Raw genomic sequence first — 25,809 nt, forward strand, 5'->3', positions numbered from 1 at the left:
TAACCATAAGGCTGGACAGTTTTGCGGATTCGCGGAACACGACGACCGGTGCTCGGGCAGCGGTCAGCCACCCGAGCACCGAGTCCGCGGTCAGGCTGCGCCGGTGGCGTTGCCGGCGCGCAGTTTGAATCGCTGGATCTTGCCGCTGGGAGTCTTCGGCAGTTCGGACACGAAGTAGACCTGCCGCGGGTAGGCGTGCGCGGCGAACTCACTCTTGACGAGCTTCTGCAACTCCGTCACCAGTTCCGGGCCGCCCTCGACCCCTTGCCGCAGCGTCACGTATGCGGTGAGCACCTCGCCACGCAGTTCATCCGGCGCGGCCACGACCGCGGCCTCCACCACCGCCTCGTGGGTGACCAGCACACTCTCCACATCGAACGGCCCGATCCGGTATCCGGCCATGATGATGACGTCGTCGTCACGTGCGGAGAAGTGGAATCTGCCCTGCTCATCGCGCAAGGCCGTGTCGCCGGTGACGTACCAGCGCCCGTCGGACGTGAACCGTTCCGCCGTCTTCTCCGGCGCGTCGAGGTAACCGGCGAACCACATCGACGGGCTCTGGTGGGTATCGACAGCGAGTCGGCCGACCGTACCGGTGGGCGCGATCTCATCACTGTCGTCGCTGAGCACCTCGCAGGACCATCCCGGGAGCGGCCTGCCCATCGACCCGGCCACCACTTCCTCACGCAGGCCGTCCCGCCACGCGTTGGCGATGACCATGCCGAGTTCGGTCTGCCCGTAGTGATCACGCACCTCGACTCCGAGCGCATCGCGGGCCCAGGTCACGACCTCTGGGGTCAGCGGCTCACCGGCCGCAGCGGCACGACGCAGCCGCACGGGCACGGCCGCACTGTCCGAAGTCTCCGGGTTCGCGCGTAACGCGCGGTAGACCGTCGGCGCGGCGGCGAAGCTGGTGACCCCGAACTTCCGCAGGACCCTCCAGCAGGTCGCCGGTGAAAACGCGCCCTGAAACAGGAGATTGCGCCTGCCGAGTGCGAGTGGTGCGAGAACGCCGTAGTACAGCCCGTATGCCCAGCCGGGATCGGCGGCGTTCCAGTAGACATCGGTCGGCTGCACGTCCACCGCGTCGATCAGGTAGTCCTGCATCGAGGCCAGTGACCGCAACGGAATCGGGACTCCCTTCGGCACTCCCGTGGTGCCGCTGGTGAACAGCAACACGATCGTCCCTTCCGGACCGACCTCGACCGGGTCGGGAACGGGCCCAGCCGACGACAGCAACTCGTCCAAGTCGTACCAGTGCGGTCGCTCCGGTGGCCTCCCACCCACCTGGACGATCTTCCAGTCCCGCTCCCCAGTTACGGGCAGCTTCTCGGTCTGGTCGGCATCGGCGACCACCACCTTGGCGTCGGCGGCGTTCAACCGCATTTCGATGGCCGGGCGGGCAAACGCGGTGAACAGCGGCACTTGGACCGCTCCCAGTCGCCAGATGCCCAGCAGTACCGAGGGCAGGTCGGCGGACTTGCCCATCAGCACGCCCACCGAGTCGCCGCGCCCGACACCGAGACCGGCCAGCGCGGCGGCCACCCGGGCCGAGCGGTCAGCCAGTTCGCCGTATGTCAGGTCGAGAGCGTTGAGCCCATCGTCGACAACTGTGAAGGCGACCGCATCCCGCGGATGACGATCACAGAGCAGCGTCGTGGCGCAGGTGGCGGCAGCATCGGCAGCAGACTGGACGTTCTGTTTCGTTTGGTTCATTCGTAGCACCCAAACCTTTCCTCGTTGAACGGTCGGTGGTGGCGCGACGCGAGCGGGATCAGCCGCCCTCGGGCTGAATAAAGCCGGAAAGCAGCCCGACCACCTGGGACAACAGCTCCTCCACGCTCACTCGGCCGCCAGGGGTGTACCAGCGCGAGATCGACAGGGCCATGCCGTTGATCAGGTTCACCGCGACCGTGATGTCGAGATCCGCCCGCACGAAGCCGTCCTTGGCACACACCTCGAAAAGACCTGCCGCGGCGTGGTTGAGATCGCGAGCCCAGGACAGATAGTTGCGCAACGCCTGGGCCGACAGCTGGTGCTGATCGGAGAACAGCACCGCGTAGTAGGTCCGGTACCGAACCGCGGACGTGACCTGGACTCGCAGATACCGCATGAGCTTCTCGCGCGAATCCAGATCGCTGTTGATGATCTCGTCGATACTGTGCCGCAGCGGGTAGATGACCTGCTCGACAATCGTCTCCAGCAACCAGCGTTTCGACTCGACGTACTGGTAGACGGTCGGCTTGCTCACTCCCGCCTCGGCCGCGATGTCACTGATCGTGGCTTCGACGAAGCCCTTACGCTCGAAGACCCGCGCCGCGGCGTCGACGAGTTCCTGCACGCTTGTGGCGCGCCGTGGTGCCATGTCGCCTCCCTTAACGCTGCTCATCCTAACCGGTTGGTCATGGGTGGCTAAAGAAAATGACGGAACTTGGGCCAGTTCAATGGGAAGACATACACCCGGCTTGATACTTTACTGCATGGTGAGTTAAGTTGCCGCACTACGGCAGCGAGCCCAGGTGACGAAAGGTGATCAAGTGCGAGACGTAGTGATCTCAGGCGTCGGCATGACAGCATTCGGCCGGCATTCGGATCGGACGATCAGCTCACTCGCCACCGAAGCCGCCCGCGAGGCACTCACCGACGCCTGCATCGGCGACGCGCAGAGCCAGGTGGACATCGTCTACTACGGCAACGTGGCGTCCGGTCTGCTGCAGGGCCAGGAGTCGGTTCGTGGCCAGCATGCGCTGCACGGCACGGAGTTGGCCGGGGTGCCGTTGATCAACGTCGAGAATGCCTGCGCATCCGGGTCCACCGCACTGAACCAGGCATGGCTGTCCGTGGCGGCCGGGCAGGCCGAGGTCGCGGTCGCCCTCGGCGCGGAGAAGCTCAACATCGGCGACAAGAACCGGACCTTCAACGCCCTGGCCTCCGCGCTGAACCAGGAGCGTATGGACGACATCGTCACAGAGTTGGGCAGCGACGGCGTCGGTTCGGTGTTCATGGACATCTACGCCCGCTTCGCCGAGTGGTACATGGAATCGTCAGGCGCGACCCCCGAGGACTTCGCCCGAGTCGCGGTCAAGAACAGCGCGCACGGGGCACTCAACCCCAAAGCGCAGTACGGCAGGCAGCTCACTGTTGAGGAAGTGCTCAACGCCCGGAAGGTCAGCGGGTGCCTCACCGTGCCCATGTGCGCGCCGATGAGCGATGGCGCGGCCGCTGCGGTCGTCACCACACCGGAGTTCGCCAAGCGCTGCGGGGCCTCGCCGGTTCGTCTGCGCGGCAGTGCACTGTCCGCCGGACGGCACGGCGCCTACGGCGAACTGGTTCCGGCGACAGCGCTGCGCGCTTTCGAGATGGCCGGAGCGGATCCCCGCGACGTCGACATAGTCGAATGCCATGACGCCGCCTCCCCCGCGGAACTGATCGTGCTGGAACAACTGCGCCTGTGCGAGCCGGGCGAGGCGCCCGCACTGCTGCGGTCCGGCGCCACCAGCATCGGCGGCAGACTGCCGGTGAACCCCAGCGGTGGGCTCCAGAGCAAAGGACATCCCCTTGGCGCGACCGGGCTCGGCCAGGTGGCCGAGATCGCCGACCAGTTGCGCGGCCGGGCCGGGCGCCGACAGGCCGGCAGCCCGACATTGGCCGTGGCCGAGAACGCGGGTGGCTATATCGGGCCGGACGCGGCGGTCGCCACCGTCACCATCCTGAGCACCTGACACCAACACGACTCACCCGGCACCGGGCCGTCCCATGCGAAACCGGCCTCGCCTAACCGTCCCGTTCAGACCTTCAGCGCACTCAGGAGGGTGCCATGCCATCGAGCGCCGTCGACAGAGCGCTACAGCCGGTGGGGGGCTTCCTAGCGATGTGTCTGGACACCGCGGTCGGTATCTTCCGGCGGCCGTTCCAGCTCAGGGAGTATCTCGAGCAGACGGTGTTCATCGCCCGTGTGTCGATCGTGCCGGCCATCATGCTGACCATTCCGTTCCTCGGCGTGGTCATGTACAACCTCAACGAACTGCTCGGCGAGATCGGGGCCATCGACTTCGCCGGTGCCGGAGTCGGCCTCGCTGTCATCCGCGAGATCGGGCCGCTGGCCAGCGTACTGGTGGTCGCGGGAGCCGGAGCCACAGCGATCTGCGCCGACCTGGGCTCACGAAAGATCCGCGAGGAACTCGACGCCATGGAGGTACTCGGTGTCGATCCGGTGCAACGCCTGGTGGTTCCCCGCGTACTCGCCTCGGCGACCATGGCGGTCGCGCTCAACACCCTGGTCTCCGTCGTGGCGATCGTGACCGGCTACCTGCTGTCGGTTGCGGTGCAGGGGGCCAGCCCAGGGCAGTTCATCGCCAATCTGAATCTGCTGACCGGACTGCCTGATCTGATCGTGAGCACGATCAAAGCCGCGGTGTTCGGTCTCGGTGCCGGCCTGGTCGCCTGTTATCGCGGGCTCACCGCCGGCGGCGGGTCGAAAGGCGTAGGCGAAGCCGTCAATCAAACGGTCATTCTGGCCGTGATCGTCCTGTTCGTATTCAACGTGCTGATCAGCGCCATCTACATGCAACTGGGCATCGAGTGAAATGGGTGTCGAGATGACACAGACGGTTCGCGAGCGGGTGATCGAAGCGCCGCTCAACACGACGACGAAGCTGGGCGATCAGGTCAACTTCTACGCCCGTGCGCTCGCCTGGACGCCCCTGGCGATAACCAGGTATCGCAAGGAGATTCTTCGTCAGATCGCCGCGGTCAGTTTCGGTACCGGCGGGTTGGCGTTGATCGGCGGCACGGCCGCCGTCGTGGCCATCCTCACCGGAGCCATGGGCATCGAGATCGGCCTCCAAGGACACTCCCAGCTGACCAACGTGGGAGTCGAGGCGCTGAGCGGTTTCGTGTCGGCCTACGTCAACACCCGAAACGGCGCCCCCCTCGTGGCCGGCATCGCGCTGGTCGCCACCGTAGGCGCCGGATTCACCGCGGAACTCGGCGCCATGCGGATCAGCGAGGAAATCGACGCGCTCGATGTGATGGCAGTGCCCTCGATCCCCTATCTGGTCACCACACGGATCATCGCCGGAATGATCGCGGTCACGCCGCTGTACGCTGTCGCGCTGATAGCGGCCTACGCGTTGACCCGAGCCACCGTCATCGTCGTGTTCGGACAGTCCGCGGGAACCTATGACCACTACTTCAGTACGTTCCTGATCCCGTCGGACATCCTCAGCTCCTATCTGACGGTGCTGGCGATGTCGGTGGTGGTGATGTGTGTGCACTGCTATTTCGGCTTCAAGGCAGAAGGTGGCCCTGCCGGTGTCGGGCTCGCCGTCGGCAAGGCGGTTCGCACCTCACTGATCGCCATCATGTTCGTCGCGCTGGCCGCGACGATCACCCTGTACGGAAACACCGACACCCTCCACATATCAAGGTGACACCATGGCCGCACGACAATCACGACGGCGAGCCCGCACCGCGACCGTGGGAGGGTTGGCGGCTGTCTGCCTGGCCGCCGTGGCCGCGCTCGTGGTGGGCAACTACATGCAGTTGTTCACCCCGGTGGTCACGGTGACCGTGATCGCTGATCGGGCGGGGCTGATGACCGACCTGAGATCGGACGTGACCTTCCGCGGGGTCACGATCGGCGAGATCCGGGGTCTGGACAACCGAGATGACCAGGTCCATATCGAGATCGCCCTACGTCCCGAAGCGGCCGCGCAGGTGCCCGCCGACGTGTCCGGGCGCATCCTGGCACCGACGGTGTTCGGCGCCAAGTATCTGGAGCTCATCGAGCCGGGAACTTCGACCGGACCCGAACTCCGGGACGGGGACGTGATCACGCCCGCGACGGCCCAGGTCGAGATCAACTCGGTGTTCGACAGTCTCATGTCGCTGCTCAGCAGTATCGACGTCAGCAAACTGAACGGCACGCTGGGAGGGTTGTCGGCCACCCTTTCCGGCCGGGGTGAACAGACCGGCCGGTACATCACCGAGCTCAACGGCTATCTCCGTGAGTTCAACGCTCATCTCGCCAACCTCCACGCCACCGTCGACGGCACCGGTCCGGTCGCCCGGCTCTACGCCGGGGTCGCGCCAGATCTGGTAGCCACATTGGACAATGTGGTCACCACAGCCCGGACTCTGGTCGAGAAGGCGCCCGAACTCGAATCGACATTGGCGGAACTGACCACACTGGCGAACAGTGGTAGAGCGCTGTTCGCCGAAAACGGCGAGCATTTACGAGCAGCGCTGGCGGAGTTGACTCCGACCATGGAACTCCTGTCGACCTACTCCGGGATCATCCCGTGCACCCTGGACACCGCGAACCGGATTCGTGTTCTGTTCGAACAAGCAGTGGGCACGGAAGTGCCGGGTATTTCGCTGTATATCGGGGTCCAGCCCGCGCAGCCGGGTTACCGCTATCCCCATGACCTTCCCACGGTCCCCCCTGGAACCGGACCGAGTTGTTACGGCGCGCCGCACAGTCCTGAACAGTTGCCCTCTCCATATGTGAACTTCGCGGATGGCAGTGAAATCTATCCATCCAAGGAGGACAGCGCCGAGATCGGTGAGCCGTTGATTGTGACGCAACTGTTCGGCCCCGAACTAAGCGAGGTTCTGACACGATGAGCACAGGGACGAACCTGGTCCGGGTCGGAATCATCGTTTCGATCAGCGGGTTGCTGATGGCCCTGCTGATCGTCCTGTTCGACCGCCCGCAGGTAGGGGACCAGTTGCGCTATCACGCGCTGTTCCGAGACGTTTCAGGTCTCAGTGAGGGCGAGGACGTGAAGGCGTCCGGAGTCGTCGTCGGCCAAGTGCGCAGCGTTGAGCTCGACGATGACGGCACTCTGCGGGTCAGCTTCTCCGCGGCCCCGCATGTCCCGCTCACCACCAGCAGCACGGCCACCATCCGATACGCCAACCTCCTCGGGGATCGTTTCCTGGAGCTCGGCGCCGGCGAGGACTCGACCGAGGCCGATCCGCTGGCGCCGGACGCCACGATCAGCGAAGATCACACCTTCCCCGCCCTTGATCTCGACGAGCTCTACAGCGGTTTCGCCCCACTCTTCCAGGGCTTGGACCCGGAACAGGTCAACGAGTTGTCCGCGGCGCTGATCGCCGTCTTCCAGGGCCAGTCCGGCGCACTCGAGCACCTGCTCGGCAACCTCGGCGAGTTGACCGGGGAGCTCGCCGATCACGACCAGCTGATCGGTTCACTCATCACCGAACTGAACTCGGTGCTCGGCACGGTCAACGCGAGGACACCGGAGCTGTCCTCGCTGGTCGACGAGGTGGACAGGCTGGTGGCGGGACTGGCGCAGGACCGAGACCCAATCGGCGAGTCGTTCGCCAGGATCAGTGGGTTCACCGAGGAGGTGTCGGGGCTACTCACCGAGGCCAGACCAGAGGTCCGCGGCCTTGTCACCGAACTCAAGCGTTTGTTGCCGGTGCTGCACGAGGGCAGGCCAACGATCGAGGAGAACCTGCGGCGGGCTCCGCGGCTGCAAGAACTGCTCGGCCGAGTCGGTGGGTACGCCTCCGCGTTCAATTTCTACATCTGCGGCCTGCGGCTGCACCTGGACGGCCCCACCAGTGAGGGCATTCTCACGCCCTTCATCAGGAGCGAAGTGGAGCGTTGCCAAGGATGAGAACCTCTTTTCGAGAACGTAGCCGCACCAAGATCGCACTGTTCGGCCTGGTGGTAATCGCGGGATCTGGCACGCTCGCGCTGAACTCGGGAGCGCTGTATCGCACGCTCGTCACCGAGACCTTCCACGCGCATTTCGCCGCCGCGGGCGGTTTGACATCGGGCGACGAGGTGCGAACCGGTGGGCACGAGGTCGGCAGGGTCACCGAGGTCGGACTCGAAGGGGACAGAGTTGTGGTGACCTTCAACGTCGACAACGATGTCCAGCTTCGCGAGGGCGCTCGGGCCGCTATCGGTACCGCTACTCCGCTGGGTGCGAAGTACCTCGATGTGGACCTGGGCACCGGCGGGGAACTGGCGGCAGGAGGGGTGATCCCCAAGGAGCGCACGAGCAACCCGTATGACGTGAACCTGGCCTTACAGCAGTTGGGCGAGACCACCGCCGCGATCGACACCGAGCAGCTGGCCGAGTCACTCGATACCGTCGCCGCCGCGTTCGAGAACACCCCTGACGAGTTCGCGTCCGCATTGCGCGGGGTGAGCGAGTTGTCCAGGACTGTCGCTTCTCGCGATCAACAACTCCGGGAACTGCTCAGCAACGCCAGCGGGGTCACCAAGGTGCTGGCCAACCGAAACCAACAGGTCGTCGGGTTGATGGAACACGGCAATGAACTGCTGGCCGAGCTGTACCAACGCCGGGACGATCTGCGCGACCTGCTGGCGGGCACCACCGCGACGATCGAAACTCTTCGCGGTGTCATCGACGACAACGAAGCCGACATCGCTCCGGTGCTTGATCAGCTCAACGATGTCGTGAAAGTTCTGGTGCAGAACGAAGAGAACGTGAACAAGACCATCGACGGGCTGGCGACCTATGCGCTCACCCTCGGTGAGTCCGTCGCCGGTGGCAGCCACTTCTACGCCCTCATCGAGAACATCGTGCCGAGCAACCTGACACCGGTGCTGTCCGGAATGGTGCCGGAAATCCTGGAAGGGGGCGGCAACTGATGTTCCGACCACGTCCATCGCGCCTGCTCACGGTGGCGATCGTGGCGGCACTGGCGGTGTCAGCGACCATCGTGCTGTGGCCGAGCAACAGCGATCGCGCCATCACCGTCCACTTCGCCTCCACCACTGGCCTCTATGTCGGCGACGATGTTCGCATCCTCGACGTGCCGGTCGGCTCGATCACCAGCATCGAGCCGACCGACGGCAGCGTTGTGGTCGAACTCGAATACGCCGAGGAACACCTGCTTCCCGCCGATGTCCAGGCCGCGATCATCGCCCCCACTCTGGTGACCGGCCGCTATGTCGCGCTCCACCCGCCCTACACGTCAGGCCCCGAACTGGACGACGGCGCGGTGATTCCGGTGGAGCGAACCGTCGTGCCGATGGAGTGGGATCAGATCACCGAACAAGTGGCCCAACTCGCCGCCGACCTCGGCCCCGAAGGCGCGAATAGCGAAGGGGCACTGTCCCGGTTGCTCGACGTATCAGCTCGGAATCTCGACGGTCAGGGCGCACGACTGCACCAGACGTTGACCGACCTCGCGGCGGCGACCACCACCTTGGCGGACGGCAGCGGTGACCTGTTCGAAACTGTGGAGAATCTGCGAATTCTGGTCGGCGCACTGGCCGACAGCGATCACGTGGTCGCCGAGTTCCAGAAACAGCTCGCCGGGGTTTCCGGTGTGCTCGAGGAGAATCGCGAACTGGTCACCACGACATTGCGGACGTTGGACGGCTCGGTCGAGCAGATTCGAGCATTCGTCGCCGACAACACCGACCGGCTCACCGCGAACCTGGAGTCACTGGGCTCTGTTGCCGAGAATCTCGCGGGCCAACGCCAGCGCATCGCGGACCTCCTGCAGATCGGCCCCACCACGCTGTCCAACTACAACAATGTGTACGACCCGGAGAGTTCTTCGATCAACGCCGTGGTCTCGGACATCTTTCTGCAGCACCCCGCGGTGTTCGTGTGCAGCACGATCTTCTCCCTGGGCGGGCCTCCGGAACAATGCCAGCAGGCGCTGGCCCCACTGCTGAACGTCCTGCCTGACCAGTTGCCCGTCGGCACGAACCCGTTGTACCGCGATGGTGTGTCCAACCAGGTCGATGCGGGTGAGGGTGCCGAACCGAGTCCCCCACGGAAGCAGGAACCGGCGCCGGCGCCACAACCCGGCGCACAGGAGGGTTTGGCCGGCCTGCTGCTCCCGGGAGGTATCCGATGACTCGTCCAACCCGTCTGCGTTGGGCCGCGCTGGCCTCAGTGACGGTCATGACCGCCACCGGTTGCGCCTTCTCCAGCGAGGATATCCCGCTTCCGTTCAGCGATGGATCCGACGACAACGCCTACTCGATCACGGTCGAGATGGCGCAGATCAACAATCTGGTGAAGAACGCCGAGGTGATGTACAACGACGTCATCGTCGGCTCGATCAAGAACATCGAGTTCGAGGACTGGCGAGCGATTCTCACGCTCGGCATCAACGGCGAGGTGGAGCTGCCGGGCAACATCATCGCCAAGTCGGGCCAGAAGAGCCTGCTCGGAGCCGAGTTCCTCGACCTGAGCACCCCCGAGGGCGAACAAGCCGCAGGTGACCTACGACCCGGCAGCACCATCCCCGTGCAACGCACCGGCGCGTACCCGGAGACCGAGGAAGTGCTCAGCGCGCTGTCAGTGGTGCTCAATGGCGGCGGTCTCCAACAGGTCAGAACCATCACCACCGAGCTCAACAACGTCTTTCGGGGACGAACAGACGATACCCGCGAGCTACTGGACAATCTGGACGTGCTGGTCTCGCAGCTCAACGGTCATTCGGAAGGCATCGTCCAAGCCCTGGAAGGTCTCGAGCAGCTCAGCACCACACTGAACGATCACACCGACCAACTCGACAACGCTCTGGACCATCTACCCGCAGGGATCGCGGTCCTCAACGAGAACCGGCCCCAGTTGACCCGGACGCTGACCGCACTGGCCGATCTCAGTGATGTCGGAACGTCGGTTCTCAACTCGACGAGGGACGACCTCCTGCGTAACCTGCGCGATCTGCAACCGATCGTCGGTCAACTGGCCAACGCCGACACCGATCTGATCGAATCGCTTTCGATACTGCTGACCTTCCCTTTCCCCGGCAACACCCTGGATGGGGCCGCAAAGGGCGACTTCGCCAACAACTTCGTGACGCTCGACCTGCGCCTTTCGACCCTGCAGGAGAACTTCCTCACGGGCGTTCCGATTCTCGGGAACCTGCCTCCCCTGGGTGTGGGCAGCTCAGATTCACAGCCGGCACTGCAGGCTCCGCTCGGTCGGCCAGATCAACCCGACCAGTCTCAGGCGCCCGCACAATCCGAACGGCCGCCGTCGGATGGCTCGGTGCGAACCACTGAACCGCCGCCTCCGTCCGATCCCGTACCCGGCCTGCTCGGCGCGATTCTCGGAGGAGACAAATGATCTCGCGACTGGTCCGTGGACAGCTCCTGCTTTTCGTGACGCTGACAGTTGTCTGCCTCGTCGTCGCCGGAGTGCACTACATCGGGCTGCCGCGATTGCTGGGTGTCGGCCAGATGCCGGTATACGTCGAGCTTCCCGCCTCAGGCGGGCTGTATCCGGCCGCGAACGTCACCTACCGAGGTGTCAAGGTCGGCCGGGTCGACCGGATCGAACTCACCGGCAAAGGGGTGATCGCCGACCTCAGCGTCGACCGTGACGTCGACATACCGGCAGACGTGTCGGCCGCGGTGCGGCAGACCTCCGCGGTGGGCGAGCAGTATGTCGCGCTCATGCCGAACACGACGGGACCGCCCCATCTGGCGGAAGGCGCGACGATCCCGGTCGAGCGAACCAGTCTGCCCACCCCGGTCGAAACGGTGCTCGACAACGCGAAATCACTCGTCGACTCCGTGCCACAGGACAGTCTGCGCACCACATTGGACGAGGCTTATCTCGCCTACAACGGTTCCGGAAAGAGCGTGCAAAGACTGCTCGACTCCGCCGGGAGACTGACCGAACAGGCCCAGCAGCACCTGGACTCCACCGGCCAGCTGCTCGCGGACGCGCCCACCGTGCTCGGCACCCAGCGGGACTCCGCCGCCGAGATCCAGTCCTATGCCGCGGACCTCGCGGCGTTCACCGGCGAGCTGAAAAGCACCGATGAGGCACTCAGGGGGGTGCTGGACCAGGCTCCGGCCTATGCCGAGGAGCTGACCACCCTCGTCGAACAAGTGCGACCCGCGCTGCCCCGGCTGTTGAACAACATGGCCGCCACCGGCGAGGTGTTCAACGTCTACCTCCCCAACCTCGAGGCATCACTGGTGATGCTGCCCGCGATCATGAACAACACCCTGTCGGTCGCGGCGACCACACCGGTGCCAGGTACCGCGAAGATGAACCTCAAGACCTCGATCAACGACCCCGCCACCTGCACGGAGGGCTTCGGAAACGAGGCGAGGGATCCGTCGGACACCAATCCGCTTCCCACCGCTGACGACGCCTACTGCAAGGTGCCGCAGGATTCGGACCTGCTGGTGCGGGGAGCACGCAACTCCCCCTGTCCCAACGACGCCACCCGGCGTTCGGCCACCGCCGCAGGATGCGGACTGCAGTTCATCGGGGGTGCCGGAGCGGGTACGACGGGACCACGGAAGTCAGACGGTCCAGAAAGGACCGGCGCCGCCACCTACGACCCACTCACCGGTCTGTTCTTCGGCCCAGGGGGAAAGTCGTTCCTCTTGCGCGAGGACTCTGGCGTGGCCGCCCACCCGGGAGTGCGTTCCCTGTTGGACCCGCTTGGTCTCGCGCCCGCGTGACACTGACACCCTCAGCCCTGCGCGAACTCCGAGACGAGCCAGTTCCCATCGGACTTCACCAGGCTGACGGTGAGCGTGATCTGGTTCAGCTCGGCCTCGGGTTGCTCGGCGCTCGTGGTGGACTGGTCGACGAACAGGATGACTTCGGCGCTCTCGGTGTCATTGCGCACGACGCCGGCCGCCAGCACCTCGGCACTGGTGTCGATTCCCGCATCGGCCGCGGTCGGTGAGATGACCTCCTCGACCGTGCGGGAGAGAATGTCCGAGAAGGGCTGTGTCGTCACGGCGAGGCCCTCGGACAAGTCGGCATCGAGCGTGTCGGCGCTGTAGGACAGAATCGCCACCACGTTCTGTGTGGCCGCAGCGATGATCTCGGCCCGCAGGTCACGCTTTTCGTTCTCGGCCACGGCATTCTCGGTGAGCACCGCGGCCGTGGCCCCGCAGGCCACGGCGCCGGCCAGGATCGCCACAACGACCGTGCGGGGCAGCGCTCCCGCCAGTGCTCGTACTCGCATACCTGGGCTCCGCATCACTTGGTCTCCGCGTTCTCCACCAGCCAGCGGCCGTCCTGCCACAACAGCGACACCACGGACCGATACGAACGTTGTTGGCCCTCGGGGTGTTCTGTGTTGACGAACGTGGTGTCGACCTGCGCCAACACCTCGGCACGCTGGTCATCGATCCGGGCCAGCGCGACGTCTGTCACCTGTCCCGAGGACTGCACCTTGCCCTGTTCGAGCAATCCGAACAGGGGGTCGCCCACACCCTCGAGTTGCCGCCGAAACTCACCCGTCGCGCCCTCGCGCAGCTTCGCCAGTACATCGGCCGCGGAGGCGTGCCCCAAGTTCGCCAACACTTCCAGGTGCTCGGTAGCCGCCCGTATCGCCGCGGTCTCCCGTTCAGCGCGTACTTGCTCCTCGTGCCGCAGCACCAACGCCCAGATCAACGCGGCCCCGCACACCAGCGCCAGGCCGAGCGCGGCGATGGCGGACACCGGCCGACAGCGGCGTGCGAGCGGCCGGGCAGCGCCGTCATCCGGCGTGCCCTCCTCGTTGACCGTCATACCGGTTCTCCCAATTCGGCGTGCGGCGCTAACGCGTGAACGCGCCGAGATTTGCCCGGTGCCACGCGAAACCGGGCAGGTCCGCGGCAGGACTCACCTGTTCGATCCCCGGCCCCTCGAACATCTTGACGCATGTCTGCCCCTGATAGGTTATTGAACTAACCAGTAAGGAATACTAGTCTGTCGTTGTCGAGTTTGACATGCCATATCGCTGGAAGCCAGCGCACTCGATGTAGCCAACGAAATCTGTCCAGCTAGTTCAGCTAGGAGTACGCGGAGGTGGCAAACGCCCAATGAGCGACCAACGAGTGCGGTACGAACGGCCGAGCGATCATGTGGCTCGAGTCGTTCTCGCTCGCCCGGAAAAGCGCAACGCCCAGGACCGCGCGATGCTGCACGAACTCGACGATGCCTATCTGCGAGCCCTCCGCGACGAGGACGTGCGAGTGATCATCCTCGCCGCCGACGGACCCGACTTCTCCTCGGGGCACGACCTCACCCTCGACTCCACCGACACCTATGACATGACCGGAGTCACCGCCCGGACGATGACCGGCGGCTTCACCGCCGCGGGCGCGGAGGGCTGGTACGCCACCGAAGAGGAACTGTTCCTCGGTCTCTGCCTGCGTTGGCGCGATATTCCCCGGCCGACCATCGCGCAGGTACATGGTCGGGTCGTGGGCGGTGGCCTGCTCCTGATGTGGCCGTGTGATCTCGTGGTCGCCGCCGACGACACCGTCTTCACCGATCCGGTGGGCGCGTTCGGCTGCGGTATCGGCGAGTACTTCGTGCAGCCGTGGGAGATGGGACACCGGCGCACCAAGGAGATGCTGTTCACCGGCGAATCCATCGACGCCGTCGACGCCCACGCCCTCGGCATGGTCAATCGAGTGGTTCCACGCGCCGAACTCGAAGCGGAAACCCTCGCGATGGCCGAACGGATCGCCAAGCGACCGACGTTCGGGGTCCGGTTGGCGAAACGTGCGGTGAATCAGACGCTCGACCTGCAGGGACAGCGCTCCGCGGTCGAGGCGGCCTTCGGACTGCACCACCTCGCGCACTCGCACAACCGCGAGCTACACGACAGCCTCGTCGACCCCGCCGGAATTCCGTTGGTGCGCGAAGAGGCGCGCAGTCGCGCGGTACGAGCCCCCGGTGTCCGCCTCGGCACAGAACCGTCATGACCGGCCCCACCGCCGGAAGATCCGAATCAGCAGAAAGAGAGAGCACCTGATGTCACAGGCCGGAAGCGAGCACTCGGTCGTTCGCTACGAACTACGCGAATCGGCGGCGTGGATCGTGCTGAACCGACCCGAAGCACGCAATGCGTTGTCGACCCAGGTGGTCGACGGCCTGCGCGGCTCTCTCGACCGTGCTGAGCGCGACCCGGCCGTGCGGTCGATCGTGCTGGCGGGTGCTGGGTCGATGTTCTGCGCGGGCGCGGACCTGAAGATGGTGCTCGGGCAACTGAACGAGAACGGGGCGCTCGGCGCGTTCCTCGCCTCGGTCGGCGAGATCTGCAAACAAATCGCCCGGCATCCGAAACCGGTCATCGCCGCGGTACACGGCGGTGTCATCGCTGGCGGATTCGAGCTGGTACAGGCCTGCGATCTGATCGTTGCCACCGAAGATGCCACGTTCACCGACGGGCACGCGCGGTACGGGCTCTTCCCCGCGGCCGGTGGAGCTGTCCGGCTGGTGCGAAAGATCGGTGCGAACCGGGCGAAGCAGTTGCTTTTCACCGCCGAATCCTGGTCGGCGCAGCGGATGTACGACGCCGGTCTGGTCAACGAGATCGTGCCCCCTGGCGAACTGGAACGAGCGGTCACCGAGCTCACCACGACGATCGGCAAACACAGCGCCACCGGGCTCGCGGCGATGAAACGGGTCGTCGAACAGGGTGCCGACCTGTACACGAACGCGGCGTTGGAGCTGGAACTCAACGCGTGCCGGGACTATGCGACCAACTGCCCTGACTTCGCCGAGGGCCTGCATGCCTTCCGGGAACGGCGTGAACCCAACTTTCAACGGTGACGAACCAGCCCCGTGCGCGGGGCGCGGAAACTGAGCGGAAAGCGAGACCATGGATCTCAAAAACAAGGTAGCCCTCGTGGCCGGGGGCGCATCCGGTCTCGGTCGTGAGGTCTGCGTGGACCTCGCGCGAGCCGGTGCGCTCGTCGCCGTTCTGGACCGGGACGAACAGGGTGTGCGCGCGGTGGCGGAGAGCCTGCCACGCGGCCTTGCCATCCCCGCCGACATCACCGATGCGGCGTCCGTGGAGGAGGCCGTCGAACGGGTGTGCGCCGAGTTCGGCACGGTCCACATCAACATCAACACCGCCGGCGTCGTCGATGCGGGCAAGATCGTGTCCCGGGGCAAGCCGGGATCGTTCGACGATTTCCACCGGGTCGTGAACATCAACCTGTGCGGCACCTTCAACGTCATGCGGGTCGCCATCGCGGCGATGCTGCGCAACGACCCGGAGGACGGCGAGCGCGGCGTAGTCGTCAACACCTCTTCGGGCGCGGCCTTCGAAGGACAACCGGGACAGGCCGCCTACAGCGCGAGCAAGGCGGGACTGATCGGGCTGGCACTACCGATTGCCAGAGAACTGGCCGGAAAGGGCGTCCGGATCAACACCATCGCCCCTGGCCTGTTCGACACACCGATGTCGGCCGGACTCCCCCAGGCCGTTCGGGACGGACTGACGGCCGAGATCCCGGAACCCAGCCGACTGGGGCGGCCGGAGGAGTTCGCCCGTCTCGTACGCGACATCGTCGGCAACGGCTATCTCAACGCCGAGTGCATCCGGCTCGACGCGGCGGTTCGCATGTCCCATCGCTGAGCATGCAGCACCCGCGAACAGAACGAGACCCGGACAAGCAAGGAGTGGGCAACGTGGCTCTCCCCGATGCGGACGCAGCGGACACATCCGAGGCCAGTGCCGATCCCGGCGATTCACCGAACGACGGTGGCGATGCCGAATCCGAACCGACGACGAAACGGCCCTCGCCACATCCTCGTGTGGAGCCCGCGGCGGCTGGCGAGTCCGATCGGTCCGAAGAGGAACCGCAACCCGAGGAGTCGTCGAACGAGGACGAGGTGCGGCGCGAACCACTCCGCACGCGGTCAACGGCGCTGCTCCTGCTCATCGCCTGCACGCTCGCGGCCGCCGGGATCGTCGGCTGGCTGTGGTCGGGCGAACGTGCCGCGACCGCCCGCGAATCCGCATCACGTGACGCGGTCGCGGCGGCGACCGACGCGGCCCTGGCGTTGACCGGATTGAGCTATCAACACCACGAGCAGGATCTGGCCCGGCTGCGGGAAGTCACGACCGGCGAGTTTCGGCAGCAGCTCGACGCCCAGGCCGATGCCTTTGCCGAAACCCTCGCCACCCACCAGGTCGAGTCCGAAGGCACAGTCGTCGCAGCCGGAGTCGAGGAGCGCGATGCGGAGCAGGCGACCGTCGTCGTCATCGCGGAGGCAACGGTCGACAACACCGAATCCGAAACGGGCGATCGTCGCCAGTACCGAATGCGACTGGGCATGACGCATGAGGACGGACGGTGGCTGGTGCACGGTTTGGAGTTCCTCTCGTGATCACTCCCAAGCTGATCGACTCGATAACCGGGTTATATCGCCAAGCCACCCGGAGTCGGACCCGTGTCCTTGGCCTCGTGCTCTTTCTCGTGATCGCCGGACTCGCCGTCACGGGCGGTTTGCTCGCACTCAGGACCAACTCGCTGGCCGTGCTCGACGAACAGCGAGGCCAGTCACAGCAGGTGGCCAAGGAAACGGTCGCGGAGGTGCTCTCCTACCGTCACGAAACCCTTGACGCCGATCGTCAGCGGGCTGCGGAGCTGGTGACCGGAAGTTTCGCCGAGGACTTCAACGCGCTGATGGACGAGGTACTCGGCGCGACGGTGCTCGACAAGCAGGCCAGCGTGACCACAACCGTGACCAACACGTCTGTCATGGAGTCCGAGCAGGGGGCGGTCGTTCTACTGGTGCTGCTCGCGCAGGAAAGCGAGCACGCCGAGCAGAAGACCCCCGTCATCTCCAGCACCGCGGCTCGGGTGGAGATGCGCGAGGTCGACGGACGCTGGCTGATCGCGGATCTTTCCCCGCTGTAGTGCCAGGTCGAGACTTCGTGAGGCAGTTGAGCCAAGCCCCGACACACAGTTCTTGAGCACAACCGGTTCAGCACATCGTTCCAGGAGGTCTGCATGGGTGTCGAAGTCGTCGTCGAAGGTTTGACGAAGTCCTTCGGAAACCAGAACATCTGGCGTGACGTATCACTGACCTTGCCACCCGGCGAGGTGTCGGCGCTGCTCGGGCCCTCCGGCACCGGCAAGTCGGTGTTCCTCAAGTCGTTGATCGGACTGCTCAAACCGGAGCGCGGCAGGTGCGTCATCAACGGCGTGGACATCGTGACCTGCTCGGAACGCACGCTGTACGAGACGCGCAAGCTGTTCGGGGTGTTGTTCCAGGACGGCGCGCTGTTCGGTTCGATGAACCTCTTCGACAACGTCGCGTTTCCACTGCGCGAGCACACTCGCAAGTCCGAGACCGAGATCAGGCGAATCGTGCTGGAAAAGCTGGAGATGACCGGGCTCACCGGTGCGGACGACAAGCTGCCCGGTGAGATCTCCGGCGGTATGCGCAAGCGTGCCGGTCTGGCGCGCGCACTGGTGCTGGACCCGGAGATCATCCTGGTGGACGAACCCGACTCCGGCCTCGATCCGGTTCGGACCACCTACATCTCCCAGCTGTTCCTTGACGTGAACGCGCAGATCGACGCGACTTTCCTGATCGTCACGCACAACATCAACCTGGCCAGGACGGTGCCGGACAACATCGGCATGCTGTTCCGCAAGGAGCTGGCCATGTTCGGTCCTCGGGAGGTGCTGCTCACCTCGGACGAGCCGGTGGTCAAACAGTTCCTCCACGGTCGTATGGACGGTCCGATCGGCATGTCCGAGGAGAAGGACGGTGCCACCCTGGCGGCGGAGAAGGCGATGTTCGCGGCAGGCCACGGCGCGGGCGGCGTGGACGATGTCACCGGGGTGCCGCCCCAGATGCAACCCAGCCCGGGTCTGCCGGAACGGGCGGGCAGCCGCAACCGGACCGATCGCGTGATGCAAAGTCTGCACACCCTGCCCGAGAACGCGCAACACGCCATCGTCGAATCACTGTCCCCGGAGGCGCGCAGGCACTACGGGGTCGAAGGCGGCGACACCCACAACTACGGCGCGCACGCCGCGATCAGTCAGGGAGCGGGCAGTCCCGTTGACTGACGCGGCGGCGCTACCGATGTGCGTTGCTCACAGGCCGTACGAACGGCCGATGATGTCCCGCTGAATCTCACTGGTACCGGCATAGACCGTGGAAATGACCGACTCCCGAAGATGGCGTTCCATCTCGTGTTCCCGGGTGTAACCCGCACCGCCCATGAGCTGCATGCCTTCGATGGCAGTGCGTTTGGCGGTCTCGGTCACCTTCAGCTTGACCATGGAAGCTTCTCGCGGCTCGCACCGGTCGGGGTCGGCATCGAGCTTGGCCGCCGAATCGTAGACGAGTAGCCGACTGCACTCGATCTCCGTGGCGAGTTCCGCGATCCGGTGGCGGACAGCCTGGAAACTGCCCACGGGCCGACCGAACTGCTCGCGTGTCGCGACGTACTCCAGCGCATCATCGAACGTTCGTCGCGCACGGCCGAGAAACACCGCCCCACACATCAGGCGGTCGGTGTTGAGAGTGCGCATGATCTGGTGCCACGCCCTGTCCGGCTCGCCGATCACCCGGTCGGCGCTGACCACGACGTCGGTGAAGAAGACGTCGTTCACCTCGTCCCCGCCAAGCGTGTCTATCGGCCGCACCTCGACACCCTCGGTATCTGCGGGCACGTCGATCATCGTGATGCCGTCGTGCTTGGCGCCACTGGAATCGGTACGGCACAGCACCAGAATCCGGGTGGCGATATGGGCACAGGAGATCCAGGTTTTCTGACCGTTGAGGACATAACTGTCACCCCGACGTTCGGCCCGGCAGGTCATGGCCCCGGGATCGGAGCCGGCACCTGGTTCACTGATCGCCGTCGCGAGCACGTCACCACGGCACACCCCACCGAGAATGTCGTGCTTCTGTTCCGCTGTGCCGAACCGCTCGACCACGCTGGAGCTCACCAACGAGACCGCCAGCCCGAACAGGGGGGCCAACCCGTACGCCATTTCCTCGAGAAGATGGCAGGCATCGGTCGCACTACCACCTCCACCACCGTATTCCGTTGGAATCGCGCAGCCGAGCCAACCGAGTTCGGCGAGCTTGCGATGCAGCTGTTGGTTGTGCGTCGCCTGGCCGTTCCGGCTCAACTCGCGCCGCTGTTCCCTGGTCCCACACTCACGGCCGACGAAGTCGCGCAGGGAATGCACGAAATCCGCCCTGTCAGCAACTGCTGTCATGATGTCACCTTTGTTGTTCGTGAATATCAGAGTCTTCGTCACAACAGGTTGGTTGCCCCGTTGTCCAGTACGTAGGTGTGGCCGGTGGTGAACGCGGACTCGTCCGACGCCAGATGCAGCGCCACAGCGGCGACCTCAGCGGTTTCCCCCCACCGACCCTGCTTGTTCTCGACGAAATCGGCCATGTCGATGCCGATCGCCTGGCTGAGGAAGTCCGAGTTCGCCCTCGCGGCCCCGGTGCTGATCATTCCGGGAGCGATGGCGTTGACCCGCACACCCTGGTCCCGCAGCTCCAGGGCGGCACACCGGGTGATCGCCTCGATTCCGGCTTTCGCTGCCGCGTACGCCGACATTCCCCGCATCGCCCTCCGCCCCGCCGCGGAGGAGAGATTCACGAAGGCTCCACCACCCCGCTCCCGCATGGCGGGAGTCGCGTACCGCAGCGTGTGGAACACCCCGCCCACACCTACCGCGAGGACCCGCTCCCAGTCGTGTTGCTCCTGGTCGGTCACCAGCAGGCTGGACCCGACGGCCGCGTTGTTCACCACGATGTCCAGACCGCCGAAGGTGGTCCTGGCGACATCGACGGCGGCAGCCACATCCGGTCCTGCCGAGACGTCACACCGGATCCACGTCGCTCGCGGGCCGAGTTTCTCACTCAGATCGCGAACCGCCGCGTCCGCGATGTCCGCCAGCACCACACTGGCGCCTTCGTCGACGAAACGCCGTGCGATCGCGGCACCGATCCCGTACGCGGCTCCGGTCACGATCGCCACCTTGTCCGACAAGCGCATCGTCGTCCTCCAAATATTACTTACCAGTTAACATTGTTTTAGCTGCCGACCCGGCTGACTGTCAAGCGCTCCCACGGCAAAGCTTCACAGAGTGACGCGATCTAGGTCGCGCTCTTGCCAACGGGAGCGAAGCACGGTATTAACTTAATCCTTACTAGTTGGTTAGTTTTGATGGGACATACACGCAACGGTTCTCAACGAGGAGATCGATGATGAGCAGGAAGTTCGACACCGTTGTCGGCGGCGGGATGTACTTCGAGGGCACTCGGTGGCACGAGGGCCGTTGGTACGCCTCGGACGCGCTCGCGGGCGTAGTGTGCGCGTTCGACCCCTCCGGGCGACGAGAAGACCTCATGCGCGTCGATGCACTGTGTTCCGGGCTGGGCTGGCTGCCGGACGGTTCGCTGCTGGTGGTGTCGATGAAGGACAGGGCCCTGCTGCGCAGGAACGCCGACGGCACCGTGAGCACCCACGCGGATCTGTCCGCGGTCGCGCCCTACTGGATCAACGACATGTGGGTGGACACCGCGGGCCGGGCCTGGGTCGGCACCATCGGGTTCGCGATCCATGAGGGTGAGGCCGCCAAGCCTGGCCCCATCTTCCGCGTCGACCCGGACGGTGGAGTCGCCATCGCAGCGGAGGATCTGTGGTGTCCCAACGGGATCGTCACGATCGACGGCGGCAGGACGCTGGTCGTGGCGGAGTCGTTCGCGGCGAGGCTCACCGCGTTCACGATCGGCGAGGACGGCTCGCTGAGTGCCCGCCGCACCCTGGCACAGTTCGGCTCACCACCGCGACCCGGTGGTCCGCAGGAGATGCTCGCCGAGATGGAGCTCGCCCCCGACGGTCTCTCGGTGGACGCCGAGGACCATGTCTGGGCGGCTGACGCGCGCGGACAGCGCGTGGTCCGGGTGTCGCCCGCCGGCGAGATCGTCGACGAGATCGCCCATCCCGCCGGAGCCAACGTCTACACCTGCGCGATGGGTGGACCGGACGGGCACGAGCTCCTTATCGCCGCCTCAGCGGGATTCTTCGAGGCACTCGGCGGGGTGGCGGGTACCGCGGAACTCATCACGACCCGGGTGGCCGTGCCTGCCCCGAGTTCGTAAACGTCGGCCTGGACGTCGAACGCAGTCGCCTGTGCGCGTTCATCGGCCCTCGTGCGATCAGTAATATTCGGCCAGTCGATCAGGGTCACCGGTGCGGCACACCGTGGGGCCGGGTTTCGGTGGAGGGGAGCGGTCGTGGCACGTCAGCGCGCTACCAGTGTGCAGCAACTGGTCGACGCGGCCGCGCGGGTGTTCGAGCGCAAGGGCTTCGTCGAGGCGACGATCAGTGATATCGCGGCCGAGGCCGGCGTCAGCAAGCCGACCGTGTACCAGTACGTCACGTCCAAGCGCTGGTTGCTCGAAACGATCGTGGAGCAGATCATTTATCCGCTTCGCGACGGTATCGAGCAGATCGTGGCCAGTGAGCTCTCCTCACGCGAGAAGCTGAACGCCTACCTCCGCGCGCACATCGAGAACGCGGTCAAGTACCAGACCTACTACCAGGTGCTGACCGCCGACCAACACCAGTTGTCCACACAGGCATTGCGCAACTACCGATCCTGGGCCCGCGATGTGAACCACACGGTGGAGAAACTGCTCGCCGACTGTGCCGAAGCCGGGATCGTACGGTCGGACCTGGACATCAGCGCCGTGGCGAACCTGATCAACGGGATGCTGGTGTCGATCACCCGTTGGTATCACCCGTCCGGCCGGATCGACGTGGACACCTTGTACGAGCAGGTGGTCGGTCTGCTCTCCGGCTACATCCGCTCCGGCGACGACTCTCAACACGACTGACCCGAACCGGCCTGATCGTTCGTAGCAGTTGACTCACCGGTGCTCCGTCGCGAGCACCCGAACGAGGTTGGAACACCGGTCCGCATCCTTCGAGTGTGGATACGAGAGCAAGCACCGATCGATCGTCATGACGGAGGAAACATGATGGATCCTGTGGAAGTCCTGCGCCGCAACGCCGAGATCAACGGCGAGCGGACCGCACTCATCTGCGGCGACCGCCGACAGTCCAATCGCGAACTCTACGAACGATCATGCCGACTGGCAAACGCACTGCGCGCGGCCGGAATCAACCAGGGTGAGCGGGTCGCCCTGTTGGCGGACAACAGTTTCGAGTCCGTCGAACTCATCGGTGGGTTGACGCTCGGCGGTTACGTACGTTGCCCGCTCTACGCCCACGACAGCGCTGACCGCCACGACTACCTACTCGGCCTGACCGAGGCCACCGCCCTGATCGTGCAGGACAAATACCACGCCGCGATCGCGCGGGCACTCGCCGTTCGCGATTCGGTACGCGTGGTGGTTGTGCTCGGCGAACAGCCGGACGCCGACGTCCTCGACTACGAGCAAATGCTCGCCGCCGCCCCAGCGGGTCCTCCCCCGGTCATCGTCCGGCCTGACGACCCTTTTCAGATCCGCTTCTCCGCGGGCACCACCGGCCTGCCCAAAGGAATCCTGCACACCGTCCGTGGCTGGATGGCTGTCGGTGAGGAGATGTTCACCGCGGTACGACCGAAACTGGGCAGCGAGGACCGCTATCTAGCAGCGGGCCCGATGACACACGCGGCGAACATGCCGTTGTGGCCGCTGCTCGACGCGGGCGGCTCGGTCGTGGTGATGCCCGCGTTCGACCCGGGAGAGTTCCTGCGGCTGGTCGAGGCCGAACGCGCGACGATGACGGTTCTGGTCGCGACCATGGTGCAAATGGTGATCCAACACGAGGACGCCTCGATACGGGACGTGTCCAGCCTGCGGCGCGTGTTCTACGGCGCCTCGCCGATCCCGGAGTCGATCGTGATCGGGGCGCTCGAGGTGTGGGGCAACATCATGCACCAGCAGTTCGGCCAGAGTGAGGTGGCACCGGTCGCCGAACTGCTTCCGGAGCACCACATCGTGAACGGTTCGCCGGCACAGCGGCGGCGACTACGGTCGGCGGGCAGACCGACAGCGAACGCGCGCATCCGAATCGTGGACGAGAACGACAACGAGCTGCCACAGGGCGAGATCGGGGAGATCGTGGCGGTCGGGCCTCCTCGAATGGCCGAAATCTGGTGCGATCCCGAGGCGACCGCCGCGCGGATCACACCGGACGGCTGGGTGCGTACCAGGGACATGGGCTACTTCGACGAGGAAGGCTTTCTGTTCCTCGCCGACCGCAAGGAGGATTTGATCATCTCCGGCGGCTTCAACATCTGGCCCGCCGAGCTGGAGAACGTACTCACCGCCCACCCCGGTGTCAGTGAGGCAGTTGTCGTCGGCGTACCGCATCCGAAATGGGTGGAGACGCCGCTGGCCGAGGTGGTCCTGGTCCGCGGCTACGACGGTGAGGTAACCGAACAGGAGCTGATCGACTGGACTCGGGAGCGGCTCGGCTCGGTGAAGAAGGTCACCGGCGTGCGCTTCGTCGACGAACTACCGAAAACTCCGATCGGCAAGGTGCTCAGGCGTGTCGTACGCGACCGTTACCGAGATCGGTAACGGTCGAAACGGACAACTTACCGGGAAACGTACCGTCCGCCGCCAATGTCAGGAAGCCAGCGAGAAACCGTCCTGCTGCTGCGACTGCGCACATCCGCAGTCCGGATTCTCGTCCACACAGTTCAGCAGGAGCGGGTGGCGGGCCAGATCCCGGTCGGAGCAGTCCTGCTCCGTGCAGTCCACAACGCCGTCGTCATGCACGATCAGCGTGCCGTGGCAGTGCTCGAGCTCTGCTGTGCAGTCCGTGCACGTCACCTCGACGATGACAGATCCAGTGAAGGCCATGCTGCCTGTGATATCACGCGCGGGCGACGTTCCTCCGGCACCGCTGCGGCGTGTCGGAGGATTTCCGCGAATCCACCAACTATGCGCTCTTCGGCCTGCGGACAGGCGCCTTGCGCGGGGTGGACTTGGGCGTGGCCGCCTTGTCCGACCCCGAATCCCGGGAGCGACTGCCCTGGCCTGACCGGGTGGTGGACTTGGCCGTCGAGCCGGCACCGCCCGACTTGCGGGTGGTCGTCTTGCGCTCCTCGGCCGCCTTGCCCGCTGTCTTCCGGCTGCCCGAGCCACTGTTCTTGGTCGCACGGGGCTTTCTGGTCGCGCTGATACTCGCCTGCAGCGCCGACATGAGGTCGACGACCTGCGCCTCACCCTTGCGGTCGGGCGCAGGCTTCGTGGTGCCCTTTCCGGCGATCTTCGCGTCGATCAGCTCCCGCAGCGCCTGCTGATAGCTGTCCTGGTACTGGTCCGGCTCGAACACGTCCTCGGTCATCGAGTCGATGAGCGACCCGGCCATGGCCAGCTCCTGGTCACGGATCTGCGGCGGGTCGTCGAGGAACCCGAAGTCCGGGGTGCGCACCTCCTCCGGCCACAGCAAGGTGGAGAGCACCAGCACATCGGCATAGACGCGCAGCAGCGCGAGTGACTCCCGCTGCCGCAGGGTCACCTTGACCAGCGCCACCCGCCCCGACTTTCCGAGCGCATCGCGCAACAGCACGTACGGCTTGGTCGCCGCCTTCTGCGGTTCGACGAAGTAGCTGCGGTCGTAGGAGATCGGGTCGATTGCCTCCAGCGGAAGGAACTCAAGCACGTCTATCGACTTCGACGACGAAACGGGCACGTCGGCGAGGTCCTCATCGGTGAGCACGACCATCGATCCGTCGTCGAGCTCGTAGCCCTTCGCGACCTCGGCGTAGGGCACTTCCTGCCCGTCGATCGAGCAGACACGCTTGTACTGCACCCTGCCCCCGTCGGCGGCGTGCACCTGCCGGAAGCTGATCGACTTCCCCTCGGTGGCCGCGTACAGGTGGATCGGGATCGACACCAACCCGAACGAAACCGTGCCCTTCCACATCGACCGCATCAGCCCCGCACCTCCGTGCGTCGACGACCGCAAGTGTGATCGAGACTACCCGTCGAACCAGTGGGACGAAAGACTGCCGACGGCGGTATCGGGTACGTCTGCGCAGCTCAGCCGGGTTGTCTGCGCAAC

26 protein-coding genes are annotated in these 25,809 nt (G+C 65.2%); 18 read left to right on the top strand and 8 right to left on the bottom strand.

Features of this window, described 5'->3' with window-relative positions:
- Positions 1–90 precede the first annotated feature (90 nt).
- Positions 91–1,716 carry an AMP-binding protein gene (locus BM199_RS10160; RefSeq protein ID WP_091672341.1) on the bottom strand — a complete coding sequence of 542 codons (1,626 nt, stop codon included), beginning with the start codon at positions 1,714–1,716 and terminating at the stop codon, positions 91–93.
- 58 nt (positions 1,717–1,774) lie between these two features.
- Positions 1,775–2,365 carry a TetR/AcrR family transcriptional regulator gene (locus tag BM199_RS10165; protein WP_177242557.1) on the bottom strand — a complete coding sequence of 197 codons (591 nt, stop codon included), beginning with the start codon at positions 2,363–2,365 and terminating at the stop codon, positions 1,775–1,777.
- Between the two features lie 184 nt (positions 2,366–2,549).
- Here BM199_RS10165 and BM199_RS10170 point away from each other — a divergent pair, with 184 nt between their 5' ends.
- The 9 genes from BM199_RS10170 (at position 2,550) to BM199_RS10210 (ending at position 12,457) form a co-directional block, all read left to right on the top strand.
- Positions 2,550–3,722, top strand: coding sequence for a thiolase family protein (locus BM199_RS10170; protein ID WP_281245687.1), 1,173 nt, complete (start codon positions 2,550–2,552; stop codon positions 3,720–3,722).
- Positions 3,723–3,817: 95 nt separating this feature from the next.
- A complete protein-coding gene (locus BM199_RS10175; RefSeq protein WP_177242558.1) occupies positions 3,818–4,585 on the top strand; it encodes an MlaE family ABC transporter permease in 768 nt (255 codons plus the stop codon).
- 13 nt (positions 4,586–4,598) lie between these two features.
- A complete protein-coding gene (locus BM199_RS10180; protein ID WP_091672684.1) occupies positions 4,599–5,432 on the top strand; it encodes an MlaE family ABC transporter permease in 834 nt (277 codons plus the stop codon).
- Positions 5,433–5,436: 4 nt separating this feature from the next.
- A complete protein-coding gene (locus BM199_RS10185; protein ID WP_091672348.1) occupies positions 5,437–6,627 on the top strand; it encodes an MCE family protein in 1,191 nt (396 codons plus the stop codon).
- Positions 6,624–7,649, top strand: a complete 1,026-nt coding sequence (locus tag BM199_RS10190) for an MCE family protein (RefSeq protein WP_091672350.1) — start codon at positions 6,624–6,626, stop codon at positions 7,647–7,649. Before BM199_RS10185 ends, BM199_RS10190 begins: the two co-directional genes overlap by 4 nt.
- Positions 7,646–8,656 (top strand): MCE family protein, encoded by a 1,011-nt coding sequence (locus tag BM199_RS10195; RefSeq protein ID WP_091672351.1) that lies wholly within the window; start codon positions 7,646–7,648, stop codon positions 8,654–8,656. The genes BM199_RS10190 and BM199_RS10195 overlap by 4 nt, the downstream gene beginning before the upstream one ends.
- Positions 8,656–9,879, top strand: coding sequence for an MCE family protein (locus BM199_RS10200; RefSeq protein WP_091672353.1), 1,224 nt, complete (start codon positions 8,656–8,658; stop codon positions 9,877–9,879). Before BM199_RS10195 ends, BM199_RS10200 begins: the two co-directional genes overlap by 1 nt.
- Complete coding sequence (locus BM199_RS10205; protein WP_091672355.1) at positions 9,876–11,102, top strand: MCE family protein; 1,227 nt, start codon at positions 9,876–9,878, stop codon at positions 11,100–11,102. Before BM199_RS10200 ends, BM199_RS10205 begins: the two co-directional genes overlap by 4 nt.
- A complete protein-coding gene (locus BM199_RS10210) occupies positions 11,099–12,457 on the top strand; it encodes an MCE family protein (RefSeq protein WP_091672357.1) in 1,359 nt (452 codons plus the stop codon). Before BM199_RS10205 ends, BM199_RS10210 begins: the two co-directional genes overlap by 4 nt.
- Positions 12,458–12,468: 11 nt before the next feature.
- On the opposite strand, the gene BM199_RS10215 is transcribed toward BM199_RS10210, so the two are convergent.
- Together BM199_RS10215 and BM199_RS10220 are read right to left on the bottom strand one after the other, a co-directional pair.
- Complete coding sequence (locus BM199_RS10215) at positions 12,469–12,972, bottom strand: hypothetical protein (protein WP_091672358.1); 504 nt, start codon at positions 12,970–12,972, stop codon at positions 12,469–12,471.
- Between the two features lie 14 nt (positions 12,973–12,986).
- A complete protein-coding gene (locus BM199_RS10220; protein ID WP_091672360.1) occupies positions 12,987–13,520 on the bottom strand; it encodes a hypothetical protein in 534 nt (177 codons plus the stop codon).
- A gap of 293 nt (positions 13,521–13,813) precedes the next feature.
- Between BM199_RS10220 and BM199_RS10225 the strand changes: the two genes are divergently transcribed.
- The 6 genes from BM199_RS10225 (at position 13,814) to BM199_RS10250 (ending at position 18,817) form a co-directional block, all read left to right on the top strand.
- Positions 13,814–14,704: an enoyl-CoA hydratase gene (locus BM199_RS10225; protein ID WP_091672362.1), complete on the top strand. Its 891-nt coding sequence runs from the start codon at positions 13,814–13,816 to the stop codon at positions 14,702–14,704.
- Positions 14,705–14,753: 49 nt separating this feature from the next.
- Positions 14,754–15,554, top strand: coding sequence for an enoyl-CoA hydratase/isomerase family protein (locus tag BM199_RS10230; RefSeq protein ID WP_091672363.1), 801 nt, complete (start codon positions 14,754–14,756; stop codon positions 15,552–15,554).
- Positions 15,555–15,630: 76 nt separating this feature from the next.
- A complete protein-coding gene (locus tag BM199_RS10235) occupies positions 15,631–16,365 on the top strand; it encodes an SDR family NAD(P)-dependent oxidoreductase (protein ID WP_342741703.1) in 735 nt (244 codons plus the stop codon).
- Positions 16,366–16,418: 53 nt separating this feature from the next.
- Positions 16,419–17,120, top strand: a complete 702-nt coding sequence (locus BM199_RS10240; protein WP_143101813.1) for a hypothetical protein — start codon at positions 16,419–16,421, stop codon at positions 17,118–17,120.
- 77 nt (positions 17,121–17,197) lie between these two features.
- A complete protein-coding gene (locus BM199_RS10245) occupies positions 17,198–17,653 on the top strand; it encodes a hypothetical protein (RefSeq protein WP_091672368.1) in 456 nt (151 codons plus the stop codon).
- A gap of 93 nt (positions 17,654–17,746) precedes the next feature.
- Complete coding sequence (locus BM199_RS10250) at positions 17,747–18,817, top strand: ABC transporter ATP-binding protein (protein WP_091672370.1); 1,071 nt, start codon at positions 17,747–17,749, stop codon at positions 18,815–18,817.
- A gap of 27 nt (positions 18,818–18,844) precedes the next feature.
- On the opposite strand, the gene BM199_RS10255 is transcribed toward BM199_RS10250, so the two are convergent.
- Both BM199_RS10255 and BM199_RS10260 read right to left on the bottom strand, forming a co-directional pair.
- Positions 18,845–19,981: an acyl-CoA dehydrogenase family protein gene (locus BM199_RS10255; RefSeq protein ID WP_091672686.1), complete on the bottom strand. Its 1,137-nt coding sequence runs from the start codon at positions 19,979–19,981 to the stop codon at positions 18,845–18,847.
- A gap of 38 nt (positions 19,982–20,019) precedes the next feature.
- Entirely contained in the window at positions 20,020–20,775 is a 756-nt protein-coding gene (locus BM199_RS10260) for an SDR family NAD(P)-dependent oxidoreductase (RefSeq protein ID WP_091672372.1), read from the bottom strand.
- 212 nt (positions 20,776–20,987) lie between these two features.
- Between BM199_RS10260 and BM199_RS10265 the strand changes: the two genes are divergently transcribed.
- The 3 genes from BM199_RS10265 to BM199_RS10275 all read left to right on the top strand — a co-directional run bounded on the left by BM199_RS10265 (position 20,988) and on the right by BM199_RS10275 (position 24,317).
- Positions 20,988–21,884, top strand: a complete 897-nt coding sequence (locus BM199_RS10265) for an SMP-30/gluconolactonase/LRE family protein (protein WP_177242559.1) — start codon at positions 20,988–20,990, stop codon at positions 21,882–21,884.
- Positions 21,885–22,019: 135 nt separating this feature from the next.
- A complete protein-coding gene (locus tag BM199_RS10270) occupies positions 22,020–22,622 on the top strand; it encodes a TetR/AcrR family transcriptional regulator (protein WP_177242560.1) in 603 nt (200 codons plus the stop codon).
- 141 nt (positions 22,623–22,763) lie between these two features.
- Positions 22,764–24,317, top strand: a complete 1,554-nt coding sequence (locus tag BM199_RS10275) for an AMP-binding protein (RefSeq protein WP_091672378.1) — start codon at positions 22,764–22,766, stop codon at positions 24,315–24,317.
- 48 nt (positions 24,318–24,365) lie between these two features.
- Here the strand turns inward: BM199_RS10275 and BM199_RS10280 are convergent, their stop codons facing one another.
- Both BM199_RS10280 and ku read right to left on the bottom strand, forming a co-directional pair.
- Positions 24,366–24,602 carry a hypothetical protein gene (locus BM199_RS10280; RefSeq protein ID WP_091672379.1) on the bottom strand — a complete coding sequence of 79 codons (237 nt, stop codon included), beginning with the start codon at positions 24,600–24,602 and terminating at the stop codon, positions 24,366–24,368.
- A 79-nt stretch (positions 24,603–24,681) separates the two neighbouring features.
- Entirely contained in the window at positions 24,682–25,680 is a 999-nt protein-coding gene (gene ku, locus BM199_RS10285) for a non-homologous end joining protein Ku (protein ID WP_091672381.1), read from the bottom strand.
- Between the last annotated feature and the right edge of the window lie 129 nt (positions 25,681–25,809).

The sequence above is a fragment of the Amycolatopsis marina genome (assembly GCF_900111885.1).
Taxonomy (GTDB): domain Bacteria; phylum Actinomycetota; class Actinomycetes; order Mycobacteriales; family Pseudonocardiaceae; genus Amycolatopsis; species Amycolatopsis marina.